General features: G+C 70.5%; 18 protein-coding genes and 1 tRNA gene. 10 read left to right on the top strand and 9 right to left on the bottom strand.

Annotated features, from left to right (window positions below):
- Window positions 1-3: 3 nt before the first annotated feature.
- Window positions 4-1059: a patatin-like phospholipase family protein gene (locus NR810_RS22830; RefSeq protein ID WP_257455381.1), complete on the bottom strand. Its 1056-nt coding sequence runs from the start codon at window positions 1057-1059 to the stop codon at window positions 4-6.
- A gap of 95 nt (window positions 1060-1154) precedes the next feature.
- On the bottom strand, window positions 1155-1850 hold the full coding sequence (locus tag NR810_RS22835) for a hypothetical protein (RefSeq protein WP_257455382.1): 696 nt from the start codon (window positions 1848-1850) through the stop codon (window positions 1155-1157).
- Between the two features lie 220 nt (window positions 1851-2070).
- Between NR810_RS22835 and NR810_RS22840 the strand changes: the two genes are divergently transcribed.
- From NR810_RS22840 to NR810_RS22865, 5 genes are all read left to right on the top strand, one after another.
- Complete coding sequence (locus NR810_RS22840; protein ID WP_326522516.1) at window positions 2071-3357, top strand: myxosortase-dependent phytase-like phosphatase; 1287 nt, start codon at window positions 2071-2073, stop codon at window positions 3355-3357.
- A gap of 45 nt (window positions 3358-3402) precedes the next feature.
- Complete coding sequence (locus NR810_RS22850) at window positions 3403-5241, top strand: bifunctional metallophosphatase/5'-nucleotidase (protein WP_257455384.1); 1839 nt, start codon at window positions 3403-3405, stop codon at window positions 5239-5241.
- 231 nt (window positions 5242-5472) lie between these two features.
- Window positions 5473-5871, top strand: a complete 399-nt coding sequence (locus NR810_RS22855; protein ID WP_257455387.1) for a hypothetical protein — start codon at window positions 5473-5475, stop codon at window positions 5869-5871.
- A 297-nt stretch (window positions 5872-6168) separates the two neighbouring features.
- A complete protein-coding gene (locus NR810_RS22860) occupies window positions 6169-6924 on the top strand; it encodes an alpha/beta fold hydrolase (protein WP_257455388.1) in 756 nt (251 codons plus the stop codon).
- A gap of 20 nt (window positions 6925-6944) precedes the next feature.
- A complete protein-coding gene (locus NR810_RS22865; protein ID WP_257455389.1) occupies window positions 6945-8150 on the top strand; it encodes a sensor histidine kinase in 1206 nt (401 codons plus the stop codon).
- Window positions 8151-8179: 29 nt separating this feature from the next.
- Here NR810_RS22865 and NR810_RS22870 read toward each other — a convergent pair whose 3' ends face one another.
- From NR810_RS22870 to NR810_RS22885, 4 genes are all read right to left on the bottom strand, one after another.
- Window positions 8180-10957 carry an Hsp70 family protein gene (locus tag NR810_RS22870; RefSeq protein WP_257455390.1) on the bottom strand — a complete coding sequence of 926 codons (2778 nt, stop codon included), beginning with the start codon at window positions 10955-10957 and terminating at the stop codon, window positions 8180-8182.
- 37 nt (window positions 10958-10994) lie between these two features.
- Window positions 10995-12845 carry an Hsp70 family protein gene (locus tag NR810_RS22875; RefSeq protein WP_257455391.1) on the bottom strand — a complete coding sequence of 617 codons (1851 nt, stop codon included), beginning with the start codon at window positions 12843-12845 and terminating at the stop codon, window positions 10995-10997.
- 17 nt (window positions 12846-12862) lie between these two features.
- On the bottom strand, window positions 12863-13462 hold the full coding sequence (locus tag NR810_RS22880; protein ID WP_257455393.1) for a DUF2760 domain-containing protein: 600 nt from the start codon (window positions 13460-13462) through the stop codon (window positions 12863-12865).
- 94 nt (window positions 13463-13556) lie between these two features.
- Window positions 13557-13632, bottom strand: a tRNA-Ala gene (locus NR810_RS22885).
- 169 nt (window positions 13633-13801) lie between these two features.
- Between NR810_RS22885 and NR810_RS22890 the strand changes: the two genes are divergently transcribed.
- The 5 genes from NR810_RS22890 to NR810_RS22910 all read left to right on the top strand — a co-directional run bounded on the left by NR810_RS22890 (window position 13802) and on the right by NR810_RS22910 (window position 20048).
- Window positions 13802-16156 carry a tetratricopeptide repeat protein gene (locus NR810_RS22890; protein ID WP_257455395.1) on the top strand — a complete coding sequence of 785 codons (2355 nt, stop codon included), beginning with the start codon at window positions 13802-13804 and terminating at the stop codon, window positions 16154-16156.
- A 133-nt stretch (window positions 16157-16289) separates the two neighbouring features.
- The gene (gene cyoE, locus NR810_RS22895) at window positions 16290-17174 is read left to right on the top strand and encodes a heme o synthase (protein WP_257455397.1); all 885 of its coding nucleotides are present in this window, start codon (window positions 16290-16292) and stop codon (window positions 17172-17174) included.
- A gap of 7 nt (window positions 17175-17181) precedes the next feature.
- Window positions 17182-18192: an ABC transporter ATP-binding protein gene (locus NR810_RS22900; RefSeq protein WP_257455398.1), complete on the top strand. Its 1011-nt coding sequence runs from the start codon at window positions 17182-17184 to the stop codon at window positions 18190-18192.
- Window positions 18192-19088, top strand: a complete 897-nt coding sequence (locus NR810_RS22905) for an ABC transporter permease (protein ID WP_257455399.1) — start codon at window positions 18192-18194, stop codon at window positions 19086-19088. The genes NR810_RS22900 and NR810_RS22905 overlap by 1 nt, the downstream gene beginning before the upstream one ends.
- A gap of 120 nt (window positions 19089-19208) precedes the next feature.
- Complete coding sequence (locus NR810_RS22910) at window positions 19209-20048, top strand: carboxypeptidase regulatory-like domain-containing protein (RefSeq protein ID WP_257455401.1); 840 nt, start codon at window positions 19209-19211, stop codon at window positions 20046-20048.
- 66 nt (window positions 20049-20114) lie between these two features.
- On the opposite strand, the gene NR810_RS22915 is transcribed toward NR810_RS22910, so the two are convergent.
- Genes NR810_RS22915 through NR810_RS22925 form a run of 3 tightly spaced genes read right to left on the bottom strand, consistent with a single transcriptional unit; the run spans window position 20115 to window position 22366 of the window.
- Window positions 20115-21482 carry a sensor histidine kinase gene (locus tag NR810_RS22915; RefSeq protein WP_407653819.1) on the bottom strand — a complete coding sequence of 456 codons (1368 nt, stop codon included), beginning with the start codon at window positions 21480-21482 and terminating at the stop codon, window positions 20115-20117.
- Window positions 21479-22159: a response regulator transcription factor gene (locus NR810_RS22920; RefSeq protein WP_257455402.1), complete on the bottom strand. Its 681-nt coding sequence runs from the start codon at window positions 22157-22159 to the stop codon at window positions 21479-21481. The genes NR810_RS22915 and NR810_RS22920 overlap by 4 nt, the downstream gene beginning before the upstream one ends.
- Before the next feature lie 15 nt (window positions 22160-22174).
- Window positions 22175-22366 (bottom strand): hypothetical protein, encoded by a 192-nt coding sequence (locus tag NR810_RS22925; protein ID WP_257455404.1) that lies wholly within the window; start codon window positions 22364-22366, stop codon window positions 22175-22177.
- Window positions 22367-22377 lie beyond the last annotated feature (11 nt).

Below are 22377 nucleotides of genomic sequence, written 5' to 3' on the forward strand. Positions count from 1 at the left end.
CTCTCACATCACCGCGGGTACCGGCTCGGAACTTCCGAAGGTGCGCGCGGTGGCCTCCGCTGCCCTCAGGGCCAGGACCTCGGGGATGCGGTGCTTCTGGATCCACTGCTCGAAGTTCCACGTCTCGAGGAACCGCCTCGCGGCCTCCCGGCCCTCGAGCCGCAGGGCATGGCTCAGCTCCTGGCTGATGCCGAACTGCGTGGTCTTCACGCCCAGGGTGGGGATGGCGATGGTGCGATCGAAGTTCTTCTGCTGGATGTAGCGCGCGTCGTGCGCCTCCATCATGGTGGAGAACAGTGCCCGGAAGAGGGAGAGGGGACCGCGGATGCGGCTCGGTTCCTCCGTGGCCCGGCCGTCCTCCTGCACCCGGTCCACCAGCTTGAAACCGAAGGTGGGCCATTGGGGATTCGCCGTCCCGTCGTCGAGGATGTCGACCGGGAAGTTGCTGAGCACACCACCGTCCACGATGTAGCAGGTGATGTCCTGGCCGTACTTGAGCCGGACGGGCTCGAAGAAGAAGGGGATGCTCATGCTCATGCGCACCGCCCGCGCCACGTCGAGCTCCTCGGGATCGATGCCGTAGTCCCGGATGTCCCGGGGCAGGACGAGCTTCTTGCGCCGGGTGACGTCGGCGGCGATGACCTGGAGCTTGTAGAAGTACTTCGAGCCGGGCTCCTCGCCCTCCATGTGCAGATCCCGGAAGGTGTGGACCTTGCGGGGGGAGTCGGCCAGCAGCTTGCGCAGCCAGTTCTCGAAGTAGATCCCCTCGTAGAGGCCCTTCTCGCGCAGCACGCTCAGCGCCGGGCCGACCAGTGGCACCCGGTCCATGGTGCTCGTGTCCTGGAAACGCCGGAAGTCGAGCTCCGCCATGATGGAGCCCAGTTCAGCGGCCGAGTACCCCGCGGCCAGGAGCGCCGCGGCGATGGCGCCGGCCGAGGTGCCCACGACGTTCTGGAACTTCACGCCGCGCTCCTCCATGTGCTCGATCGCGCCCACCAGCCCGATTCCCTTGACGCCCCCGCCTTCGAATACCGCATCCGCCTTGTCCAACCGCTCCATGTACCCTCTCCTCATCGCTGCATAGGAAGAGGGCTCCACGAGGACTTGTGACGGATGGAGCCGCGCTGGGGATGCGCGAGCGGGGGTTCGGGCGCTCAGTGGCTCAGCCGCCCCAGGAGCAGGCCGAGCACGAAGGTCACCGCGCCGATGGTGCCCACCATCCAGAGGGGAAAACCCTGAACGCCGGCCGAGGGAGGCGGGGAGGGCGCCCGGGCGGCGGAGGAGGACTCCTCCGGGACGAGCACCCGGACCTTGATGTCACCCGCCATCAGGGCCTCCACCAGGTCATCGATGCAGCGCTCGTAGTCCTCCGCGGAGAGGTCCAGGGGCGTGCCATGGTGGGCCTCGTAGCGCTTGGAGACCGACTCGTGGCCGCGCAGCTGCGCCTCCTTCTTGGAGACGTCCACCCAGCCGCAGACGATCGACGGCGCCGTGCCGCGCCGGGGGATGAGGGAGATGGACTGCCGGGCCAGACGGCCTCCGGCGGTGCTGGGGCCCTCGGGCTCGTCGATGCGGAGCACCCGGTGCGGCGTGCGGCCGTAGATCTTCTTGGAGAACCTGTCCCGGAGCCGCTCCGCGAACAGCGCCGCGTGTGTCGCGAACTGCGTCCGGTGGGACTCGCCCGCCGAGGGCGCCGGCTCCCGGTCCGCCTCCAGGTCCTCCAGGGGGGCCATGCGTGTCTCGTTCGACAGCCCTCCCCGGGACGGGACGCGCTCGTCCTCCACCAGTGGAGCGACGCGCGTCTCGTCCACCCGCCTCGAGTTTCCCAGTCCCCTATGACCCTTCGACATGCCGGCTCCTTGCCGGGTGGGGTGTTCCCCCTCACCGGTGGTCTGCGGTCCGGGAGGATATCGGAGTGCCGGGGCGGACGTCCCGCGTGCGCCGCTGGACGGAAGCGGGGACGGGACGCGTCACTCTGACCGGGGGTCGACCATCTTGGGCACCACTGCCTTGCACGGACGGTCTATCGTGGACACCACGTTGCGGCGGAAAACCGCCGAGGAGGGCGTCGTGCGTTTGCGAACATTCCTTTCCCTGGCCGTCCTGCTCACCGGCCTGCCCGTGCTCGCCCAGCAGGCGGTCCAGGTGCAGCCTTCGGCGGAGACGGTGCAGGTGCTCGGCGGAGGGACCGCGGTCCAGGGCGCGACCCTCTGGGTGCACCCGACGGATCCGGCCAGCAGCCTGCTGCTGGTGGCGGACAACCAGGCCGGGCTGCTCCTCTACCAGCTCGACGGCACCCTGCGGGCGCAGCTCGCCGAGGGGGGCGCGCTGGGCGTGGATGTGCAGGAGGGCTTTCCGGTGGGGGGCATCGCCCAACCGCTGGTGATGGTGGCCAACCAGACCCTCCAGGCGCTGGTGGGCTACGTCGTGGAGCCCTCGACGCTCCAGTTCCGCAGGGCCGGGCTGACGCCCATCACCCCCCAGGGCTTCATTCCCAGCAACGTGGCCCTGTACGCGAGCCCCACCACCGGGCGCTTCTTCGCCTTCGCGGGTGGCGCGACGGGCGTCGTCCAGCAGTTCGAGCTCACCGCCCAGACGGATGGCGGAGTGGTGTCCAACCCGGTCCGCACCTTGAACGTGGGGGGCGCCGTGGTGGGCCTGGCGGTGGACGATGCCCAGCGCACGCTCTACGTCGTCCAGCAGGGCGTGGGCATCTGGCAGTACGGCGCGGAGCCCGACACCGCGGATGCGCGGACCTCGGTGGATGCCGTCACGGGAGGCGGGCTCTCCCAGCCCCTGGGCGGCGTGGCGCTCTACAAGGCTTCCGGAGTCCGGGGCTATCTGCTGGCGGCGAGCGGGGGCGACAACTCCGTGCGCATCTACGAGCGAGCGCCCTCCGCGCATACCTTCCGGGGCAGCGTCACCCTCGCCGCGGATGGCGGGATCGATGCCGTGGATCGTCCGCGCTTCGTGGTGGCGAGCAACCTCGCCCTGGGCAGCCGCTTCCCCTTGGGGATGGTGGCCGTGCACGACAGCGCCAACTTCACCGGCAACGAGAACTTCAAGCTCGTCCCGTGGCCGGCGATCGCCAACGCGTTCACCACGCCCCTGGTCGTGGACACCGCTCCCGGGAACGGAACGGGGACTGGGGACGGGGGCACGCCGGACGCGGGCGTGGACGGGGGCGGTGGTACGGGTGGCATCGGACCGCCGGTCGGCCGTCCGGGCGAGATGCCGGACGGCGTCGAACGGCCCGAGGGCCCCAGTTGCTACTGCGCCTCGGTGTCCGTGCCGGGCTCGGTGCTGTTCGTGCTGGCGGGCGTGCTGCTGCTCTCGCGCCGGCGCCGCGGAGCCTGATGCCGGTTGCCTCCGGGGGGCGGCTGGGCTCAACTCGGCGCCCGCATGCATCCCTCTCGACTCCTCCTCGCGCTGGGGGCCCTCGTGGCCTCCGGTTGCGCCAGCGCTCCGCGTCTCGCGGAGTCTCAGACTCCTCCCGCCCAGACCCAGGCCGTGAAGGCCCCCGCCGAGCCCGTGCGGCTCACCCTGGTGGGCACCAACGACTTCCACGGCTGGTTGATGCCCCACACCACCACCCTGGCCGGCGGCCTGGAGCTGCGGGAGGGTGGGGCGGCCGTCTTCGCCGGCTACGTGGCCCGGCTGCGCGCGGACAACCCGGACGGCGTGCTGCTGCTGGACGCGGGTGACCTCTTCCAGGGGACGCTCGCCTCCAACCTCACCGAGGGCGCTTCGGTCGTCGACGTCTACAACCAGCTGGGCTACGCCGCCGCCGCGCTCGGCAACCACGAGTTCGACTACGGGCCGGCGGGTCCCAAGGCGGTGCCCGGGCCGGGAGAGGATCCCTTCGGGGCGCTCGTCGCGCGCATCCGCCAGGCGCGCTTCCCGCTGCTCTCCGTCAACGTCCGCGAGGCCGCTTCCGGCCAGCATCCCGCGTGGTTCGGCAATGACGGCACGCTGCTGGTGACGCTCAAGGGCGTGAAGGTGGGAGTCATCGGCCTCACCACGCCCTCCACCCCCCGCATCGTCAACCCCGCGCTCGTGTCCACCCTGCGCTTCGACGACATGGTGCCCGCCACGCTGGAGGCCGCGAAGCGCCTGCGCGCCCAGGGCGCCGAGGTGGTGGTGGGGGTCGCCCACGCCGGTGGCAAGTGCGCCGATCTCTCCAACCCACGTGACACCTCGAGCTGTGACCGGAAGGACGGGGAGATCTACGAGCTCGTCGAGTCGCTGCCGCCGGGCACCCTGGACGTCGTCTTCGCCGGCCACACCCACCAGGCCATGGGTCACTTCTTCGGGGACGTGCCCGTCCTGTCCACCTGGGGCCTGGGCCGCTCCTTCGGTGTGGTGGAGCTCTTCGTGGACCCGGAGAGCCGCAAGGTGCTGACCGAGCGCACCCGTCTCCAGGCCGCCATCCCCGTGTGCGCCCAGGTGGACGAGAAGACGGGCAGCTGCGACCCGCGCAAGCTGAAGGAGGCCGGCGCCACGGTGCGGCTCGTGGCCCCCACCTTCCTCGGAGGGCCCGTGGTGGCGGACAAGGAGGTGGAGGCGCTCGTGGCCCCCGTGCTCGCGCGCGTGGAGGAGGAGCAGCGCCGGCCGCTCGGCGTCACCGTCACCGCGCCCCTGGGGCGCAACTACGAGAACGAGAGCGCGCTCGGCGACGTCCTCACGGACTCGCTGCGGGAGATGGAGAAGGTGGACGTGGCCCTGCTCAACTCCGGCGGCCTGCGCGCCAACCTGAAGGCGGGGCCGCTCACCTATGGCGACCTCTACGAGGTGTTGCCCTTCGACAACACGGTGGCCATCGTCACCGTCACCGGGGACGAGCTGCGGCGCCTGCTGGTGGCCGCCTATGGCACGGGCAGTGGCGTCTTCCAGCAGTCCGGGCTGAAGGTGAAGCTCGCGCGCTGCGCCGGCCCCGAGCGCCTGCGTGACGTCACCCTGGCCAATGGCAAGCCGCTCGAGCCCAAGCGCCTGTACCGGGTGGTGCTGCCGGACTTCCTGGCCCGAGGCGCCGCTGGACTTGGCACCGTGCTGTCCCAGGTCCCCCCCGAGCGTATCGACCTGGGCCTCGGCCGCGAGCAGATCCTCCGTGACGCGCTCGCCACATGGTGGAAGAGCCGCGGCGCGCCCATCTCGGCGCCCGCTACAGGCCGCATCAGCTTCGTGGAGGGCGGTGAGTGCGCCTCCAAGGGCCCCGCGGCGCCCCGCTCCGTGCGGCCTTGACAAAAGGGCCGACATCGCGCGCGGGCCGGAAAATCGGCTCGCGCGCGGCCGGGCACTTCGCTGGAGCATGCGCAAGTGGCCGAGATCCGGGCAGATCACGGCCCGAGCCTAAAAATCGGCCTGGGATCAGTTTCCAACTCCCGGATTCCTCCTTACTCTAGGGGAGGCGCGTCGTGATTCGCCGAGCCTCTCAAGGCCCGAATCACGGTCCGCCGGCAGGGAGGGAAAGACATGCTTTACAAGGTGACCCCGATGATGCCACCGCCGGCCTCCAAGGAGGCCAAGGCGCGTGAGCCGGGGCAGCCGCGCAAGCGGCGCAAGTCGGCCGTCTACGATGCCGACGGGCACGAGGTGCTCATCTCGCTGATGTGCATCAAATGCCGCTCGCTCAAGCCGCTCGCGCAGTTCGGCCTGCGCAAGATGGCGGATGGCGCCATCCGCAACCAGCCCTGGTGCCGCACCTGCCGCTCCGGCGCGGGGACGCGCAAGCCGAAGGCTGGCGAGAAGGCCAACGAGGTGCTCGAGGCCGTCAACGAGGCCGAGGCTCCCGAAGCGCCCAACCTCCAGGTCGTGCCGGTTCCGGCCGCCTCCGAGGAAGAGACGCCGATCTCCGTCGCCTCTCAAGGCTGACGCAGGGCCAGGCTGATCCGCCGGGGACCGTGTCCTCCCGAGGGCCGGAGCGCTTCGCTTCGACCCGGAATGGATCGATCCGTCCTCGGTGCGAGGTGCGGAGCCTGGAAGAGGCGCGGAGTGTGAGAAAATGATGCGCCGGGGATCGGAGTGGGCGCTACCGGACAGCGCTTCTCCATCCGTGCTTCACGGGCATTCCTGGACGCGTACAACGGACGCGTGATCGCTCTGAAAACCAGGGACCCGAACGTCCTCCGTAGGAACAACGTCAAAGTCACGGGCAGGGGAACGCAGCCGATGCTGTTCGCGCACGGTTTTGGCTGCGATCAGCACATGTGGCGCTTCGTGAGCCCCGCCTTCGAGGATGACTACCGGGTCATCCTGTTCGACTACGTCGGCTCGGGCCGGTCGGATCTCCGCGCGTACAACGCCGAGCGCTACTCCGATCTGAACGGCTACGCGCAGGACATCCTCGACATCTGCGAGGCCCTGGAGCTGGAGGACGTCATCCTCGTCGGGCACTCCGTCAGCAGCATGATCGGGCTGCTGGCCTCCATCAAGGAGCCCAGGCGCTTCCAGCGCCTCGTCTTCGTGAGCCCCTCGCCCCGCTACATCAACGACGCTCCGGACTACGTCGGCGGCTTCGAGCGCAAGGACATCGAGGAGCTGCTGGACACGATGGACAAGAACTACATCGGCTGGGCGAGCTTCCTGGCCCCGACGATCATGCAGAACGGGGACAGGCCGGAGCTGAGCGACGAGCTCCGGGACAGCTTCTGCTCCACGGATCCGAACATCGCCCGGCGGTTCGCGCAGGTGACGTTCTTCTCGGACAACCGGAAGGATCTGCCCAAGCTCACCGTGCCCTCGCTCATCCTCCAGTGCTCGGAGGATCTGATCGCGCCGAGGGAGGTGGGCGAGTATCTCCACCGCCACGTGCCGGGCAGCACGCTGCGGGTCATGAAGGCCACGGGCCACTGCCCGCACATGAGTGCCCCCGAGGAGACGATCGGCCTCATCAAGGACTACCTGGGCTCCCCATGCGTGCCGTGATGGCTTCGCGTAGAGACGAGATGACGACCGGACACGCGGAAGATCTGCTCGACATCGCGCCCTGCGGTTTCTTCTCGTTCACCGATGAGGGAACCCTCGTGGTCGTCAACGACACGTTGCTGGGCATGCTGGGATATACCCGCGACGAGCTGGTAGGCAGCCACGTGGAGACGATCCTGACACTGGCGAGCCGCCTGTTCTACCAGACCCATTTCTTCCCGCTGCTCCGGATGCAGGGCAAGGCGGAGGAGATCTCCCTCTCGCTGAGCTCGAAGGGCCGCGAATCCGTTCCCGTGCTCCTCAGCGCCGTGCGCAGGGAGCGCGAGGGAAAGGTCGTCAATCACTGCGCGCTCCTTTCGGTGCGCGAGCGTGGGAAGTACGAGGACGAGCTGCTGAGGGCGAAGCGGGAGGCGGAGGAGGCGCTGCGCAGCAACGAGCAGCTGGTCCAGGCCCGGCAGGAGTTGCAACTGCGGGCCCAGGAGCTCGACCAGCAGCTCCACCGGCTGGAGCAGAACAACCAGGAGCTCACGCGCATCAGCACCATCCTGGCGCATGATCTGCGGGAGCCGATGCGCAAGCTCTCCGTGTTCGCGTCCCTCTTCACGAAGGAGGACCGGCAGGTGCTGTCCCTGACGGGCCAGCGCTCGTTGGATCGGATCAAGGCGGAGAGCGCGCGCATGGATCGGCTGCTCACGGCGCTCCAGCAGTTCGTGTCGCTGGACATGACCGATGAGCCGACCGAGGAGGTGGACCTGAATGACGCGGTGAGCAGCGCTCAGCAGATGGTGTCGGAGAGGACCGAGCGGGGCGCGCCGAAGGTGCGGAGCGAGCCGCTCCCGGTGATCCACGGCCGGCGCCGGCAGCTGGTGATGTTGTTCTACCAGCTGCTCGACAACGCGGTGAAGTTCCGCACCCCCGAGGTGTTCCCGCAGGTCGACATCGACTTCCAGGTGCTCCAGCTCAACAGCTTCCGGGCGATCAAGGACAAGTACCGCTACGTCGATTTCGTGCGGATCGTGCTCGAGGACAACGGAGTCGGGTTCCACGGCCGCTACAGCGATTACGTGTTCGAGGCGCTGAGGAAGTTGGACACGAACAGCCCGGGCCCTGGAATCGGTCTGGCCATCTGCCGCAAGGTGGTGGAGAGCCACGGCGGCTCCATCTCGGCCGAGTCGGAGCCGGGCCGCGGGGCCAGGTTCACGATCCTGCTGCCGCTGGAGCAGTGACAGCAGTCACCGCTCCCGTACGGAGGGGTCTACAGGCGCAGGCCCGCCGGGAGCGTGTCGCCCAGGGCCCGTGCTTCATCCGCGGCCTCGAGCGCCACCACTTCCGTCACCATCCGTACCCAGGTGTCGGACGCCTTCGACTTGCGCAGCGCCTGGGCGGCCCTGGCTCGCAGCTCGGGGCTGATGTCCCGCGTCCGGTCTCCCGTGAGCCGCGCGAGCTGCGCCGCCGCGAACTGCGCCCCGTCGATGCGCTCGAGGCCCAGCTCCAGCAGCAGGGACAGCCAGGACTCCGCCACCTCCACGTCCACCACCTTGTGGCCGCTGCCGTACAGCGGCACCCGCGCGCCCAGCCGTCCCAGCGCCCATGCCCAGGGGCCGCCGCTCTTGTTCTCCGCCTTCAGCCGTGCCGCCACCCAGCCCCCCAGCTCCGCCTTGTCCTCCGGCGCGATGTGCTCCAGCGAGGCCGCCGTGCGCACCATCTCGTCCAGGCCCTCGGGCTGGATGCCCTTCTGCTTCGTCTGCGGCTGCGACGTCTCCGGCGGCACCCTCCGCGCCAGGTGCGGCTTCAGGTAGTCGTACAGCTTGCGCTGCTGCGCCTCGCTCAGTCCGCCCGCCATCCGCCGCCACATCACCCAGAACTCGATCCAGACCGACTTCTCGGTGTGGTGCTGCACCAGCGGGTCGAACAGCGAGAACGTCTGCTCCGCCCGCCAGTGGTCCAGCGGGTAGCCGAAGCCCGGCCGCAGCGTGAAGCCCGTCAGGCTGTAGAAGACGCGCTCGTGGTCCGCCGTGCGGCGCCGCTTCGACGCTCCCGCGAACAGGGAGCTCCACAGCTCGCGCAGCACCGGCACCCGCCACGTCTCCTTCGGGCCCAGCACCTTCTCCAGCGTGCGCGACAGCTGCTTCACGTCCTTTGGACCAATGGGCAGCGGCTTGTTCCCGTACACCCGCTCGACGTTCTCCTTCGCCTCGGCGAAGCGCGCGGGCATGGACTCGGTGACGGTCAGCTCGCGCTCGCCACCCGTGCCCCGCAGCTCGAACTCCAACCGCCAGCGCTCGTCCGCCACGTTCGACACGGCGAAGAGCTCCAGCGTGCCGATCTCCGTGAGCCCCGCCTGCAGGTGCACCGGCACCTCCGCCGTCTTCCCCGAAGTCCCCTTGAGCACCGTGTGGATCGGCGGCAGCGGCTTCAGGTCCTCCGTCAGCGCCACCACGTCGCCCGGCTTGTCGATGCGGTCGCTCGTGGTGGAGTGCAGCGTGAACTGCACCGGGCGCCCCAGCGTGAGCGTGAAGGAGCGCTCGCCGATGTCGACCTGGTTGCCCTCCTCGAAGCCTCGCGGGATGAGGCACAGCACCGGCTGCTCCGCGCTGTCCGCCGCCCGTTGCAGGGACACGTAGTACGCCCGCGCCGCGCCACCGCCGATGCGCAGGCCGTGCCCGCGCCGCACCAGCCCGTAGTAGGCCGCGCCGCGCGCCACCGCCAGCTCCAGTGACTCGTGCTTCAGCAGCCGGATGCGCGGGGCTCCCGGCCACCAGGCGCTCACCGCCTCCACCAGCCGCTCGGACAGCTGGGGCGAGTTGAAGACACCGCCATTGAGCAGGATGGCGTCCGGGCGGGGCAGGGCACCTTCCGCGGGCGCCGTCTCCCCGAGCGCCGCGAAGCCCGCCGCCGCGTGCTGCGCGAGGAAGGCCGCCAGGTGACGGGTGATGGCCGCGTCCTGCGCGTACGGGAGCCCCAGCTCCTGGAGCGCCATGCGCGACACGCGTCGCGGACGCTCGTTCGAGCCCGAGCGCGGGAAGAAGCCATCCATGACGATGGCCTCCGCCTCCTCGCGCGTCAGCTCCGTGGACAGCGAACCTCCCAGCAGCCGGCTGCCCTCGGCCACCAGTGACACGCCGTAGCGCTCGGGCGGGCTGGAGCCCAGCAGCGCCTCCTTGGCGGTGCGGGCGGCCTGGATGGCCTGCGTCCACTGCGTGGCGGACAGGCGCCGGTTGCCATCCGGGAAGAGCTTCTCCTCCACGCGCCTGGCCAGCGCGGCGTCCATGTTGTCGCCGCCGAGCATCAGGTGCTCGCCCACCGCGAGCCGCCGCAGCATGGGGCCCTCGGGGGACACGCCCGCGTGCACCAGGGTGAAGTCCGTGGTGCCGCCGCCCACGTCCACCACCAGCACCAGCCGCACCGTCTCCAGCGACTTCGCCAGGTCCTTCCGGTGGCGCGCCGTGTAGTCGTAGAAGGCCGCCTGCGGCTCCTCCAGGAGGGTGAACTTTTCCAGGCCCGCCTTGCGCGCGGCACTCACCGTGAGGGCTCGCGCCGCCTCGTCGAAGGAGGCGGGCACGGTGATGACCACCTCCTGCTGGGCGAGCGGCGCGTCCGGGTGGGCGTGGTTCCACGCCTGGGCCATGTGCTGGAGGAGCAGGGCGCTCGCCTCCACCGGGGACACCTTCGCCACGTCCGCCGGAGCGCCCCACGGGAGGATGGGCGCCGAGCGGTCCACGCCCGGGTGGCACAGCCAGCTCTTCGCCGACGTCACCACCCGGCCCGGCACCCGGGCGCCCTGCCAGCGGGCGAGCTCGCCCACCACGTGCGGGCCGCTCTCGCCCCAGGGGAGGCGGAGCGACCCGGCGGCGAGCTCATGTCCGGCGGGCACGTAGACGCACGAGGGCAGCAGCGAGCGCGGGCTCACCTCGCCCTGGCGCACCAGCTGGGGGACGGGGAAGTCCTCCACGGGTGCGGCGGGCCCCTTCGAGGGGTCCACCGAGGCGACGGCGCAATGGGTGGTTCCGAGGTCGATGCCGACGATGTGCATAGGCGTGCGTGCGGCCCTCCCTGGCCGCGGGCCCCTTCTACTCCTTCATGCGGACGTTGAGCTCCAGCTTCCACTTCCCGGGGCCGTCCTTCTGCAGGCAGCGCAGCTCCAGCGTGCCCACCTCGGTGACGGCCGCCTGGAGGTTGACGGGTGTGAGGTCCCCGAAGGGCGTGGGCGTGCCCGGGAGCGTCGTCTCGATGGGGGCGAGCTCCTCGAACTCGTCGCCGTCCACGTCGTCCACCATGACTCCCACCTTGTCGTCGCGCCGCACGGACGAGGCGAAGAAGCGGAAGCTGGTGGGCTCGCCGGTGACGAGGCCGAACTCCTGCGGAGGCACGTCCGCCTGGGTGCCCTCCTCCATGCCGAAGGGGGCCACGCACAGGGCCTTCACGGGGGGCTCCATGCCGGGCACCGCGGGCATCGCCGTCTCCACGCCCACGTAGTAGGCGCGCGCCGTGCCGCCGCGGATGCGCAGGCCGTGGCCCTGCCGCACCCAGCCGTAGTAGGCCGCGCCGCGTGCCACGGACAGGTCCAGGTCCGCGCCCGACAGCTCCTGGGCCGGCTGGCCACCATCCGCGGTGAGCCACGAGTTGAGCACCTCCATCACCCGGGCCTTGAGCGGGCCCGCCTTGAAGACGCCACCGTTGAAGAGCACGGCGGTGGGGTGGATGAAGGACTTGCCGCCCACGTCCACCGGCGAGTCCGGCGAGTTGGCCAGCGCCTGCGCCTGACGGGTGAGGAAGGCGGCCAGGTGCCTCGTCACCGCCGGGTCCTGGGCGTACGGCAGCGCCATCTGCGCGAGGCCCGTGCGCCGGGCCATGCGCGGCAACTCCGTGGCGGGGGAGGGCGGGAAGAAGCCATCGGTGAGGACACGGTCCAGGTCCTCGCGGGCCAGCTCCGTGCGCAGCGTGCCGCCGATGAGCGACGAGCCCCGGCCCGGAATGGCGATGGGTGCCTTCGCCATGGCCGGGTCCGCGTACAGGGTCTCCTTGGCCATGCGGCAGCCGTAGGTGAGGGCGTTGAACTGCCAGGCGTCCAGCTTCTTGCCCTCGGCGGTGAGGCGCTGGTTGAGCGTGTGCGCCAGCGCCAGGTCCATGTTGTCGCCGCCCAGGAGGATGTGGTCGCCCACCGCCACGCGCGTGAGCTCCACGTCGCCCGCCCTGTCCCTCACGGTGATGAGCGAGAAGTCCGTGGTACCACCGCCCACGTCCACCACGAGGATGACCTCGCCCACCTTCACCCGCTTGCGGAACGCCTCGCCCTGCGCCTCCAGCCACGCGTAGAGCGCCGCCTGCGGCTCCTCCAGGAGGATGATGTTCTCCAAACCCGCGGCCCGGGCGGCCTCGAGCGTCAGGTCGCGCGCGGCGGCGTCGAACGAGGCCGGGACGGTGATGATGACGTCCTGAGAGGCCATGGCGTTGCCCGCGTCCTCCTTCGTCCGGGCGAAGGTGTGGTCCCACGCCTCGCGCAGGTGGCGCAGGTAGCGGGTGGAGGCCTCCACCGGCGAGACGCGCTGCACCTCCTCGGGCGCCTGCCAGGGCAGCAGGGCGGCGCGCCGGTCCACGCCCGGGTGGCTCAGCCAGCTCTTCGCCGAGGACACCAGCCGGGTGGGCACCTTGGCGCCGTGCGCGCGGGCGAACTCACCCGCGATGCTGGTCGCCGCCGGGTTCCACGGCAGCGCGAGGCTGCCCTGGGGGAACTCCTGGCCGCTCGGCAGGTAGAGGAAGGAGGGGAGCAGCGGCCGGGCCTCCACCGTGCCGGGCGCCGTCAGCTGCGGGATGGGCAGCATCGACTGCGCGGCGCCCCGGGGCCTGGCCTCCTCCAGGTTGAAGTAGGAGACCGCGGAGTGCGTGGTGCCGAGATCGATTCCAATCGCGTATCGGGCCATATGGGCTCAATCTGGTGTCAGGGCAGCTCGACTTCAGCGGGCGCGAGGACCCGAGGGTCCATCGCCGGACTGGTGGACGGGAATTTCACGGCCGTGGTCACCCAGCCGTGGTGCTTCAGCGCGCCGTTGTAGGGAGGCTGGCCCGCCACGTTGCCGGTGAGGCGGATGCGCTGGGCGTCGAAGCCGGCGGGCACGTTCACCGCGTCACCCTCGGACTGGGGCAGCACCGGCTCCAGGGTGAGGTACTGGCGCAGCACCTTGCGGCACCCCTCGTGGACGATGCGGGCCGCGGCGCCCACGTCCGCGTCCGGGAAGGCGGCCACGTCCTCCTGGAGGAAGTCGATGAGGCGCCCCTCCCGCTGGAGCATGGCGAGCACCTGCAGGGCCGAGGCGTGCTCCCGCTCGGGGGGCGGCGGAGCGGGCGGTTGCTTCTCCACCGGCTCTGCCTTGTTCGGCAGCTCGGCGGGCGTGGCTCCGGCCGGCAGCAGGCCAGCCTTGTCGGCCTCGCGCACGGGCAGTACGGCCTGCGCGAACGGCGGGTTGAACCAGATCCGCCAGAAGCACACGAACGCGAGCCAGAAACGGGCGAAGAACGAAAGCGAGGGCTGTTCGGTCATCGGCCCCGGATAACAGAGCGCCGGAGCTTTTCAACGAACTCGAAGCCCAAATGAAAAGGGCCTCACTGTTTCCAGTGAGGCCCTTCTCACTTCATGGTGGAGGTGGACGGGATCGAACCGACGACCTTCGCATTGCGAACGCGACGCTCTCCCAACTGAGCTACACCCCCACATTGGGTGTCCTACCGGCGACGCGGTTTCTCGCCGCCGAAAGACGAACGGGCAATTACAGGACCCTATTCCACGTGTCAAGCCGGGAATCTTCCGGCCCTCTTGTGCGATTGACGCGCGGCAACTCGGGGTGTCATAAGAACCCCCTCCACAGGCGCCCCTTTCGGAATGTCTACTCCATCATCGAAGACGTTGAGCCCGGCCGAGCTTGCGAAGCTGGAGCACTCGTTCGCTTCCGACCCCTCATCTGAAGCCTACAAGCCACTGGCCGAGGCCTATCTGGCCATGGGCCGTTTCATGGAAGCGATGGTCGTCTGCAAGAAAGGGGTGAAGGCTCACCCCAATCGTGCCGATCCCCGCCTCCTCCTCGCCCGCGTCTACTCCGAGCAGGGCAAGGACAAGAAGGCCCTGGAAGAGGTGCTCGGCGCCCTCCAGGTCCAGCCCACCGACAAGGCCTCGCTGCGCATGGCCGGTGTGCTCCAACTCAAGACCGGCGAGGCCGACGCGGGCAAGGCCAACCTCCTCAAGGCGTACGAGGCGGATCCGGCCGATGCCGACACGCTGGCGGCGATGCAGCAGTACGCGGTGCCGGCCCCCGTGGCCGCCGCGCCCGCGCCAGCACCCGTGGTGGCCGCGCCCGCGCCCGTGGCGGCTCCCGCTCCCGTAGCGGCTCCCGCTCCGGTGGCCGCCGCTCCGGCGCCCGCGCCCGTGGCCGCCGCTCCGGTGGCCGCGCCGGCTCCCGCGCCCTCCCGCAAGCACGCGGCCGAGGACGAGGAGGAGGCGCCGCGTCCCAAGCGCTCGCAGCCCGCGCGCCCGGTGGCCCGTGCGGCGGTGGTCGATGACGACGTCGACACCGACGACGACGATGACGCGCCCCGCAAGCCGCGCAAGTCCGGCTCCGGTGCGAGCAAGTACGTCACGCTCGGCCTGCTGGTCGCCCTGCCCGTCATCCTGGGTGGCTTCTTCGTCCAGGGTCGCATGGCCGCTCAGCGCAACCGGGAGATCAAGAAGCAGCTCGAGGCCGCCACCGAGCAGCTCAAGCACGACTCCTTCGACTCCTACAAGAAGGCCTGCGAGGCCGCCGACAAGGCGCTCGAGGTCGACGCCGACTCCACCGCCGCGCACGGCTACCTGGCCTACGCCTACGCCATCCGCTGGGGTGAGCACGGCGGCGGCGACGAGGCCAAGCGCCGCGCCGAGGATCACCTGGTCTCCGCCAAGAAGAGCGGGGAGATCAGCTCGCACCTCTACGCCGCCGAGGCGCTCGTCAAGACGTACGGTGGCAAGGGCAAGGAGGCTCTCACCGAGCTCGAGCAGCGCGTGAAGTCCTTCGACGAGCAGGGCAAGCGCAGCTCGCTGCTGTACCTGACGCTCGGCCTCATCCAGATGAACGCGGGCGACATGGAGCGCGCCAAGGACAACCTGGAGAAGGCCCAGGGCCTGTCCCCGGATGATCCGCGCATCTACGCCGCGCTCGGCGCGGTGTACCGCCGGCTCGGCCAGGACGGCACCGCCTGGAAGAACTACGACTTCGCCCTGCGCTACGAGAAGGACCACCCCGAGTCGCTGCTCGGCAAGTCCCTGCTGATGCTGGAGCAGGACTCGCCCAACTACGAGCTGGCGGCCGTCATGGTGAAGAAGCTGCTGGAGGCCCAGCCGCCTCCGTCGCCCCGTCAGCTCGCGGCGGCCTACCTGGCGCGCTCGCTGCTCATCTCCCGCGTGTCCGCGGGCATGGACAAGTTCAAGCCCGAGGAGCAGGCGAAGATCTCCGAGGTCACCGGCGTGCCCACCGACAAGGAGAAGGCGCGTCAGGAGCTGATCAAGGCCGAGGACACCGGCTTCACCCTGGACAAGCTCAGCCCCGAGCTGTCGCTCATCAAGGGCCGCCGGCTGCTCCTGGAGAACCAGTTCGACCAGGCCGCCACGGAGATCCGCAAGGCCATCAAGATCGACCCCACCCGCGCCCAGTTCTACGTCGAGCTGGCCAAGGCCCTCATGGGCAAGCCGGGCGGCGAGAAGGAGGCCTCCGAGGCGCTCGCCACCGCCATCAAGACCATGGGTGACAGCCCCAAGCTGCTCACCATGCTGGGTGACGCCTACCGCCGGCAGAACAAGCTGGACGACGCGCTCAAGACGTACGAGCGCGCGGTGAAGGACGCCAACGCCAAGAACCCGGAGGCCCGTCTGGCCATCGGCACCATCTACCGCCAGCGCTCGGAGTGGACGAAGGCGCAGGAGTCGCTGGAGAAGGCGGCCACCGAGTTCATCGGCCAGCCGGACCGGGCCGCCACGACGCTGCTCGAGCTGGCGCGCGTCTTCGAGGGCAAGGGCGACACCGCCAAGGCCGACGAGACGTACCAGAAGGCGCTCAACGCGGACGAGGAGTACGCTCCGGCCTACTTCCACTACGCGGCGTTCCTCGCCAAGGACAAGAAGCAGGCCGCCAAGGCCAAGCTGCTGGCGCAGGAGTACATCAAGCGCGAGCCCAAGGGCGAGTTCGTGGCCCAGGCCCAGGCGCTGTGAGCCGGGCTCCCGCTTCCCACAAGCGGGACTGATGTCGACGGGCGCGGGGATGGTCTTCATCCCGCGCCCGTTTGCTTGATGTGGGCCGCCCCTCTGTGTAAGGGGAATGGCGTTTTCCAGCAGGGGAGTCCGCGTGAGCGCGCGAGCCGTGAGCCAGTCGAACATCGCTTCGGATCTGCTGTCCCTCACCAAGCCCAGGCTGTCGGGCCTGGTCATCGCCACCACCGCGGGCGGCATGTGGCTGGCCCCGGGTGAGCTGACGGTGAGCCGCATCCTGGTGACGCTGCTGGCCACCTCCGGCACGGTGGGCGCCGCCAACGCGCTCAACTGTTACTGGGAGCGCCACAGCGACCGCTTCATGGCGCGCACCCGCAACCGCCCGCTGCCCTCGGGCCGCATGGAGCCGGCGATGGCGCTGGGCTTCGGCCTGCTGCTGGCGGCCGTGTCCCTGCCCGCGCTCGCCCTGGGCGCCAACCTGCTCACCGCCGGGCTGGGGCTACTGGCACTCATCAGCTACGTGCTCATGTACACGCCCCTCAAGCCGCGCACCTCGACCGCCATGCTGGTGGGCGCGGTGCCCGGCGCGCTCCCTCCGCTCATGGGGTGGACGGCCGTGACGGGGCAGATCGACGCGGGCGGCTACGTCCTCTTCGCCATCCTCTTCCTGTGGCAGATCCCCCACTTCATCGCCATCGCCCTGTTCCGCAAGGACGAGTACGCGGCGGCCGGCCTCAAGTCCGTGCCGCTCGAGCGGGGCGATGACTCCAGCCGCCTGCAGATCGTCCTCTACCTGGTGGCGCTGGTGCCCATGACGCTGCTGCCCTTCCAGCTGCGCATCGCCGGAGGCTGGTACCTGTCGGCCGCGGTGGTGCTGGGCCTGTCGTTCCTCGGGCTGGGGGCCATGGGGCTCTTCCGGAGGCTGGGAAGGACCTGGGCCCGCCAGACGTTCCTGTTCAGCCTGCTGTACCTGGCCGGCCTCTTCGCCGCGCTGATGCTCGACAGCGGGGGACACGGTTGATTCGAGGATGTCCACGGCCCTGAAGGCCCTCTCTCCGGCGCCTGGCCGCTCCGCGGCGCCCCTGCTCCAGCTCGACGGTCTCACCCGGCGCTTCAAGCAGCGGGTGGCGCTGGATGGGTTGAGCCTCTCGGTGCGGGCGGGGGAGATCGTCGGCCTGCTCGGCCCCAACGGCGCCGGGAAGTCCACCACCTTCCAGCTGCTCGCCGGACTGCTCGCCCCGGATGCCGGGCGCGTGCTGTTCGAGGGGCGGCCCCTGTCGCTCAACGATCCGGCCCTGCGCCAGCGCATGGGCATCATCTTCCAGCGCAGCAGCCTGGATGACCTGATGAGCGCGCGGGAGAACCTGATGCTCGGTGCCCGGCTGTATGGGCTGACGGGCGCGTGGGCCCGCGAGCGCGTGGAGCAGATGCTGCGCCTCATCGGCCTCGAGGAGCGCGGGGACGAGCGGGTCTCCACCTGGTCCGGAGGCATGCGCCGGCGGTTGGAGCTGGCGCGCGCCCTGGTGCACCAGCCGAGCATCGTCCTCATGGACGAGCCCACCCAGGGGCTCGACGAGGCCTCCTTCCGCTCCTTCTGGGCGCACCTGCGCGCCCTGCGTGACGCCGAGGGCCTCACCGTGCTGCTCACCACGCATCGCGCCGACGAGGCGGAGATGTGCGACCGGCTCGCGGTGCTGGACTCCGGCCGGCTGGTGGCCACCGACACCCCGGCGGCGCTGGCCTCCCGGGTGGGCGGGGACATCCTCACCCTGGAGGCCCGGGAGCCCGAGGCCCTCGCGGCCGAGCTGCGCACCCGGTTGGGCCTGGAGGCCCGTGTGGTGGAGGGCCGGGTGCAGGTGGAGGTGGAGCAGGGGCACGCCCTGGTCCCCCGGCTGGTGGAGGCCTTCCCGGCCGGCCGGCTCGCCTCCGTGTCCTTGCGCCGTCCCACGCTCGCGGACGTGTTCCTCCAACTCACCGGCCGCGTGCTCGGGGCGGACCAGCCCGCCGCCGAGCCCGCTCGCCGCAGGAGTCGTCATTGATGAATGCCCACGCCACCACCGCTCCCGGCTCCGAGGTGCCCGAGACAGGGCCGTCCGGGCCGGAGCTGGACATCCGACGGGACTCCGGCGCGGAGGCCAGAGCCCCGAGCGCGCTGGCGCTCCAGTGGTCCACCGTGCGCGTGCTGCTGGCGCGCGACGTGGTGCGCTTCTTCCGTCAGCCCAGCCGCATCGTCGGGGCGCTCGCCCAGCCCATCCTCTTCTGGTTCGTCATCGGCGCGGGCTTCGCCGGCTCCTTCCGCGTGGAGGGCGCCCAGGGCATGGACTACCAGCGCTTCTCCTTCCCCGGTGTCGTCACCATGGTGGTGCTCTTCAGCGCCATCTTCGCCACCATCTCCGTCATCGAGGACCGGCGCGAGGGCTTCCTCCAGTCCGTCCTCGCCGGGCCGGGCTCCCGCCTGGCGGTGGTGCTGGGCAAGGCGCTGGGCTCCTCGGCCATCGCGCTGCTGCAGGCCTCGCTCTTCCTCCTCTTCGCCCCCATGGCTGGCGTGAAGGCCGCCACCCTGGACGTGCCGCTGCTGTTGGGGGTGATGGTGCTGTCCGCCCTGGGCCTCACCGGCATGGGCATCGCGCTCGCCTGGTGGGTTCGCTCCACCGCCGGCTACCACGCGGTGATGAGCATCGTCCTGTTGCCCATGTGGGTGCTCTCCGGCGCGATGTTCCCCCTCAAGGGGGCCGGGCCGCTGCTCGCCTGGGTGATGCGCCTCAACCCCATGCGCTTCTCCGTGGAAGGCATCCGGCGCGCACTCTACGGCGCCGAGGCTTCACTCGCCGTGGGGACCGCCTCCTCCGGCGCGGGTCTCGAGGTTCCGGTGCTGCTCGCCTTCGCCACCGTCTTCCTGGCGCTGGCCGCCTTCAGCGTCAGCCGCCGTGAATGATGGGATGGTTTGTCCTGCGTTGACTTCCGGGTCCTCTCTTCTGCTACGACAGGAAGACCCAGTACATCAGGCAGCCCGCACCCGAGCCGGTACGTGGGGGCGCCACGAGGGAGAGTTCACATGAAGCTGCGTATGCTGGGCGTCACGGTGCTCGGTGCCGTGGGGCTCGCCGCCCTTCCGGCCTGCAAGGAAGAGCAGTCCGCGCCGGTCACCGGCCGGGCGTCCACCCCCCCGCCCTCCGCTCCGGCTCCGGCCGCGGTGAAGAAGGCCGAGGCCCCCGCGGAGGCTCCCGCCCCCGAGGTCGGTGGTGGCACCGTCCGAGGCACCGTCTCCTTCAAGGGCATGCCTCCCGCGGCGGCCCCGGTCGCGCCCAGCGAGGATCCCGCCTGTCAGGGCATGGCGCTGACGGACCAGTCCCTCCAGGTGAAGGACGGCAAGCTGGGCAACGTGCTCGTGCGCGTGCGCGGCCTGGTGCCCCGCTCGCGTCCGGCGAAGCCCGCGATCATCGACCAGCAGCAGTGCACCTACCTGCCGCGCGTGCAGGGCGTCGCCGCCGGTCAGCCCATCCTCATCAAGAACAGCGATGGCACGCTGCACAACGCGCGCGCGCTCGCCGGGGCGAAGACCCTCTTCAATGTGGCCCAGCCCCCCAACGGCAAGGCCGTGGAGCGCAACCTGCCCGCCGAGGCCGAGGTGGTCCGCCTCAAGTGCGACATCCACCCGTGGATGGTCTCCTGGGTGGTGGTGAATACCAATCCGTACTTCGCTACCTCCGGCGCCGATGGCTCCTTCTCCATCGAGCACCTGCCCGCCGGCAGCTACACCCTCGAGGCCTGGCACGAGACGCTCGGCACCCGGACCGCCGAGGTGTCCGTGAAGGAGGGCGAGGCCACCTCTGTCTCCTTCGAGTTCGCGGCGACCGCGCAGGCGAAGGGCTCCGCCACCGGGGGCATGAAGTAGGGGACGGATACCCTCACCCCGGCCCTCTCCCAGAGGGAGAGGGTGGTTGGTTTGGAACCCTCTCCCTTACGTTTGGGACGAGGGCCCCTCTCTCCGCAGGGTGAAGCCCACCCGGGCTCCTCCTCCCGGTCGGTTCTCCGCGAAGGTGTCGCCACCGTGCGCCCGGGCAATCCGCTGCACCAGCGCCAGCCCCAGTCCCAGCGAGCCCGCCTCTCGCGCCTCTCCGCCCCGATCCTTCCGGTAGAAGGGCTCGAAGATGCGCGTCTCCTCGCCGGGCAGCAGCCCCGGGCCCCGGTCATCCACGCAGAAGGCCAGTCGTCCGTCGCGCTCGAGCAGCCGCAGGGTCTCGGCGCCTTGTCCGTGCTTGCGTGCGTTGTCCAGCAGGTTGGCCAGTGCCCGCCCCAGCAGCGTGGCGTCCCCCACCAGCTTCGCGTCGGCCACCTCCACCGTCAGCGTCTCCACCGGCTGCCCCATCCGCTCCAGCGCCCGCACCGCCAGGTCCTTCCCATCCAACTCGCGAGCGCTCAGCTGCCCGAAGTCCAGCCGCGAGCTCGCCAGCAGCTCGCCCACCAGGGCGTCCAGCTCCACCACCTCGCGCTCCATCTGGTCCGCCGTGCGCTCCGGGCCTCCGGCGTCGCGCATCAGCTCCACCAGGACGCGCAGGCGCGCCAGCGGCGTGCGCAGCTCGTGTGACACCGCCGCCAGCAGCTCGCGCTGGTCCGCCATCTGCCGCTCGATGCGAGAGGCCATCTCGTTGAAGGCCTCGGCCAGCACGGACATCTCCCCGGTGGCGTGCCGGCCCAACTGCACGCGCGCGTCCAGCTTGCCCTCACCGAGCTCCTGTGCGGCCCGTGCCAGTGTGTCCAGCGGGCGTGACAGCTGCCGGGCGAGCCACCCCGTGGCCATCCACAGCGTGGCTCCGGCCAGCAGCAGCACCATGGGCCCCCGCCAGGGTTGCCGGGGCCGGAAGCGTCCGTAGCAGGCCTTCGCCGTGCCGAGCTTCACGCCCTCGCGCTCCACCGGCACGGTGAGCTCCGAGTGGGGGGAGCAGGGCCCGCCGGTGCGCACCAGCAGGGCCCCGGAGGCATCTCGCAGCTCCACGTCGAAGCCCAGGTCCCGGGTGACCGACCGGACGAGCGCGTCCCGGCGCGCGGGCTCGTCCCACACCGCGGCGAGCTGGTGGCTGACGAAGGTGCGCACGCGCTCCGTCTCTTGATGCCAGGGGGAGCCGCCCATCAGGCCGCCCATCACGCTCATCACCGTGCCCACCACCAGGACGGTGATGAAGATGGACACGCCGAACCAGACGAAGAGCCGCCGGCGCAGGTGGGCCCGGATGAACCAGCCCAGCCGGCTCATGGGCCCTCGCCGCCGGGCCCAGCCCCCATGCCCGTGAGGCGGATGGCCCGGGTGGAAGCGCGAGTGCCGTCTCATGGGCCCTCTTTGGCGAAGAGGTAGCCCACGCCGCGCACCGTCTTGATGAGGCGTGAGCCCTCGTCGCCCAGCTTCTGCCGCAGGTGGGAGATGTGCACGTCCACGGTGCGCTCGCCCACCACGGTGTCGCTCCGGCCGGCCTCGCCGAGCAGCGCGTCGCGGGGAATGACGCGCCCCGCCCGCCGTACCAGGGCCACCAGCATGTCGAACTCGAGCCCGGTGAGCTCCACCAGCCGGCCGCCCACGCGCACCTCGCGGGCCGATACGTCGATGGAGACGCCGCTGGACTCCAGCTTCTCGGCCACGGACGCGGGTTGGGCGCGCCGCAGCACGGCCCTCAGGCGCGCGAGCAGCTCTCTCGGGCTGAAGGGCTTGGCCAGGTAGTCATCCGCGCCGAGCTCCAGTCCCACCACGCGGTCCGTCTCGTCGCCGCGCGCGGTGAGCATGAGGATGGGCAGGGTGCTCTTCGCGCGGATGCGCCGGCACACCTCCAGCCCGTCCATGCCCGGCATCATCACGTCCAGCAGCACGGCGTCGTAGGTGTTGGCCTCCAGCGCGGCCAGTCCGCGTCCTCCATCGGGTGCATGGGTGACGGTGATGCCGTGCTGCCCGAGGTACTGCGCGAGCAGCTCGTACATCCGGGTGTCATCGTCGATGAGGAGGACGCGGGTGGCCATGGGCGTGCTTCGACTCTAACGCGGGCCGGGCTCGCCCGGAGTGCCGGTGACGGGGGCCTGGGCCTGGGAGTGTCCGTGGTGGTGGCAGGACCAGCCGTGGCCACGGCCGTGGCCGTAGCGGTGCCAGCGATAGAGGCTGGCGAAGCCGGACGAGTATCCAGCGAGGGTTCCAATGGCGAGCAGGACGATGAGGGCGCGGCGGCGCATGGTGTGTTCCT

It is taken from the genome of Archangium lipolyticum, from assembly GCF_024623785.1.
GTDB lineage: Bacteria > Myxococcota > Myxococcia > Myxococcales > Myxococcaceae > Archangium > Archangium lipolyticum.

Excerpts from the sequence above, each read along its gene's own strand:
- NR810_RS22830 (WP_257455381.1), bottom strand. The coding sequence starts at position 1,059 with ATGGAGCGGTTGGACAAGGCGGATGCGGTATTCGAAGGCGGGGGCGTC.
- NR810_RS22835 (WP_257455382.1), bottom strand. The coding sequence starts at position 1,850 with ATGTCGAAGGGTCATAGGGGACTGGGAAACTCGAGGCGGGTGGACGAG.
- NR810_RS22850 (WP_257455384.1), top strand. The coding sequence starts at position 3,403 with ATGCATCCCTCTCGACTCCTCCTCGCGCTGGGGGCCCTCGTGGCCTCC.
- NR810_RS22855 (WP_257455387.1), top strand. The coding sequence starts at position 5,473 with ATGCTTTACAAGGTGACCCCGATGATGCCACCGCCGGCCTCCAAGGAG.
- NR810_RS22860 (WP_257455388.1), top strand. The coding sequence starts at position 6,169 with ATGCTGTTCGCGCACGGTTTTGGCTGCGATCAGCACATGTGGCGCTTC.
- NR810_RS22865 (WP_257455389.1), top strand. The coding sequence starts at position 6,945 with ATGACGACCGGACACGCGGAAGATCTGCTCGACATCGCGCCCTGCGGT.
- NR810_RS22870 (WP_257455390.1), bottom strand. The coding sequence starts at position 10,957 with ATGCACATCGTCGGCATCGACCTCGGAACCACCCATTGCGCCGTCGCC.
- NR810_RS22875 (WP_257455391.1), bottom strand. The coding sequence starts at position 12,845 with ATGGCCCGATACGCGATTGGAATCGATCTCGGCACCACGCACTCCGCG.
- NR810_RS22880 (WP_257455393.1), bottom strand. The coding sequence starts at position 13,462 with ATGACCGAACAGCCCTCGCTTTCGTTCTTCGCCCGTTTCTGGCTCGCG.
- NR810_RS22890 (WP_257455395.1), top strand. The coding sequence starts at position 13,802 with ATGTCTACTCCATCATCGAAGACGTTGAGCCCGGCCGAGCTTGCGAAG.
- NR810_RS22900 (WP_257455398.1), top strand. The coding sequence starts at position 17,182 with ATGTCCACGGCCCTGAAGGCCCTCTCTCCGGCGCCTGGCCGCTCCGCG.
- NR810_RS22905 (WP_257455399.1), top strand. The coding sequence starts at position 18,192 with ATGAATGCCCACGCCACCACCGCTCCCGGCTCCGAGGTGCCCGAGACA.
- NR810_RS22910 (WP_257455401.1), top strand. The coding sequence starts at position 19,209 with ATGAAGCTGCGTATGCTGGGCGTCACGGTGCTCGGTGCCGTGGGGCTC.
- NR810_RS22915 (WP_407653819.1), bottom strand. The coding sequence starts at position 21,482 with ATGAGACGGCACTCGCGCTTCCACCCGGGCCATCCGCCTCACGGGCAT.
- NR810_RS22920 (WP_257455402.1), bottom strand. The coding sequence starts at position 22,159 with ATGGCCACCCGCGTCCTCCTCATCGACGATGACACCCGGATGTACGAG.
- NR810_RS22925 (WP_257455404.1), bottom strand. The coding sequence starts at position 22,366 with ATGCGCCGCCGCGCCCTCATCGTCCTGCTCGCCATTGGAACCCTCGCT.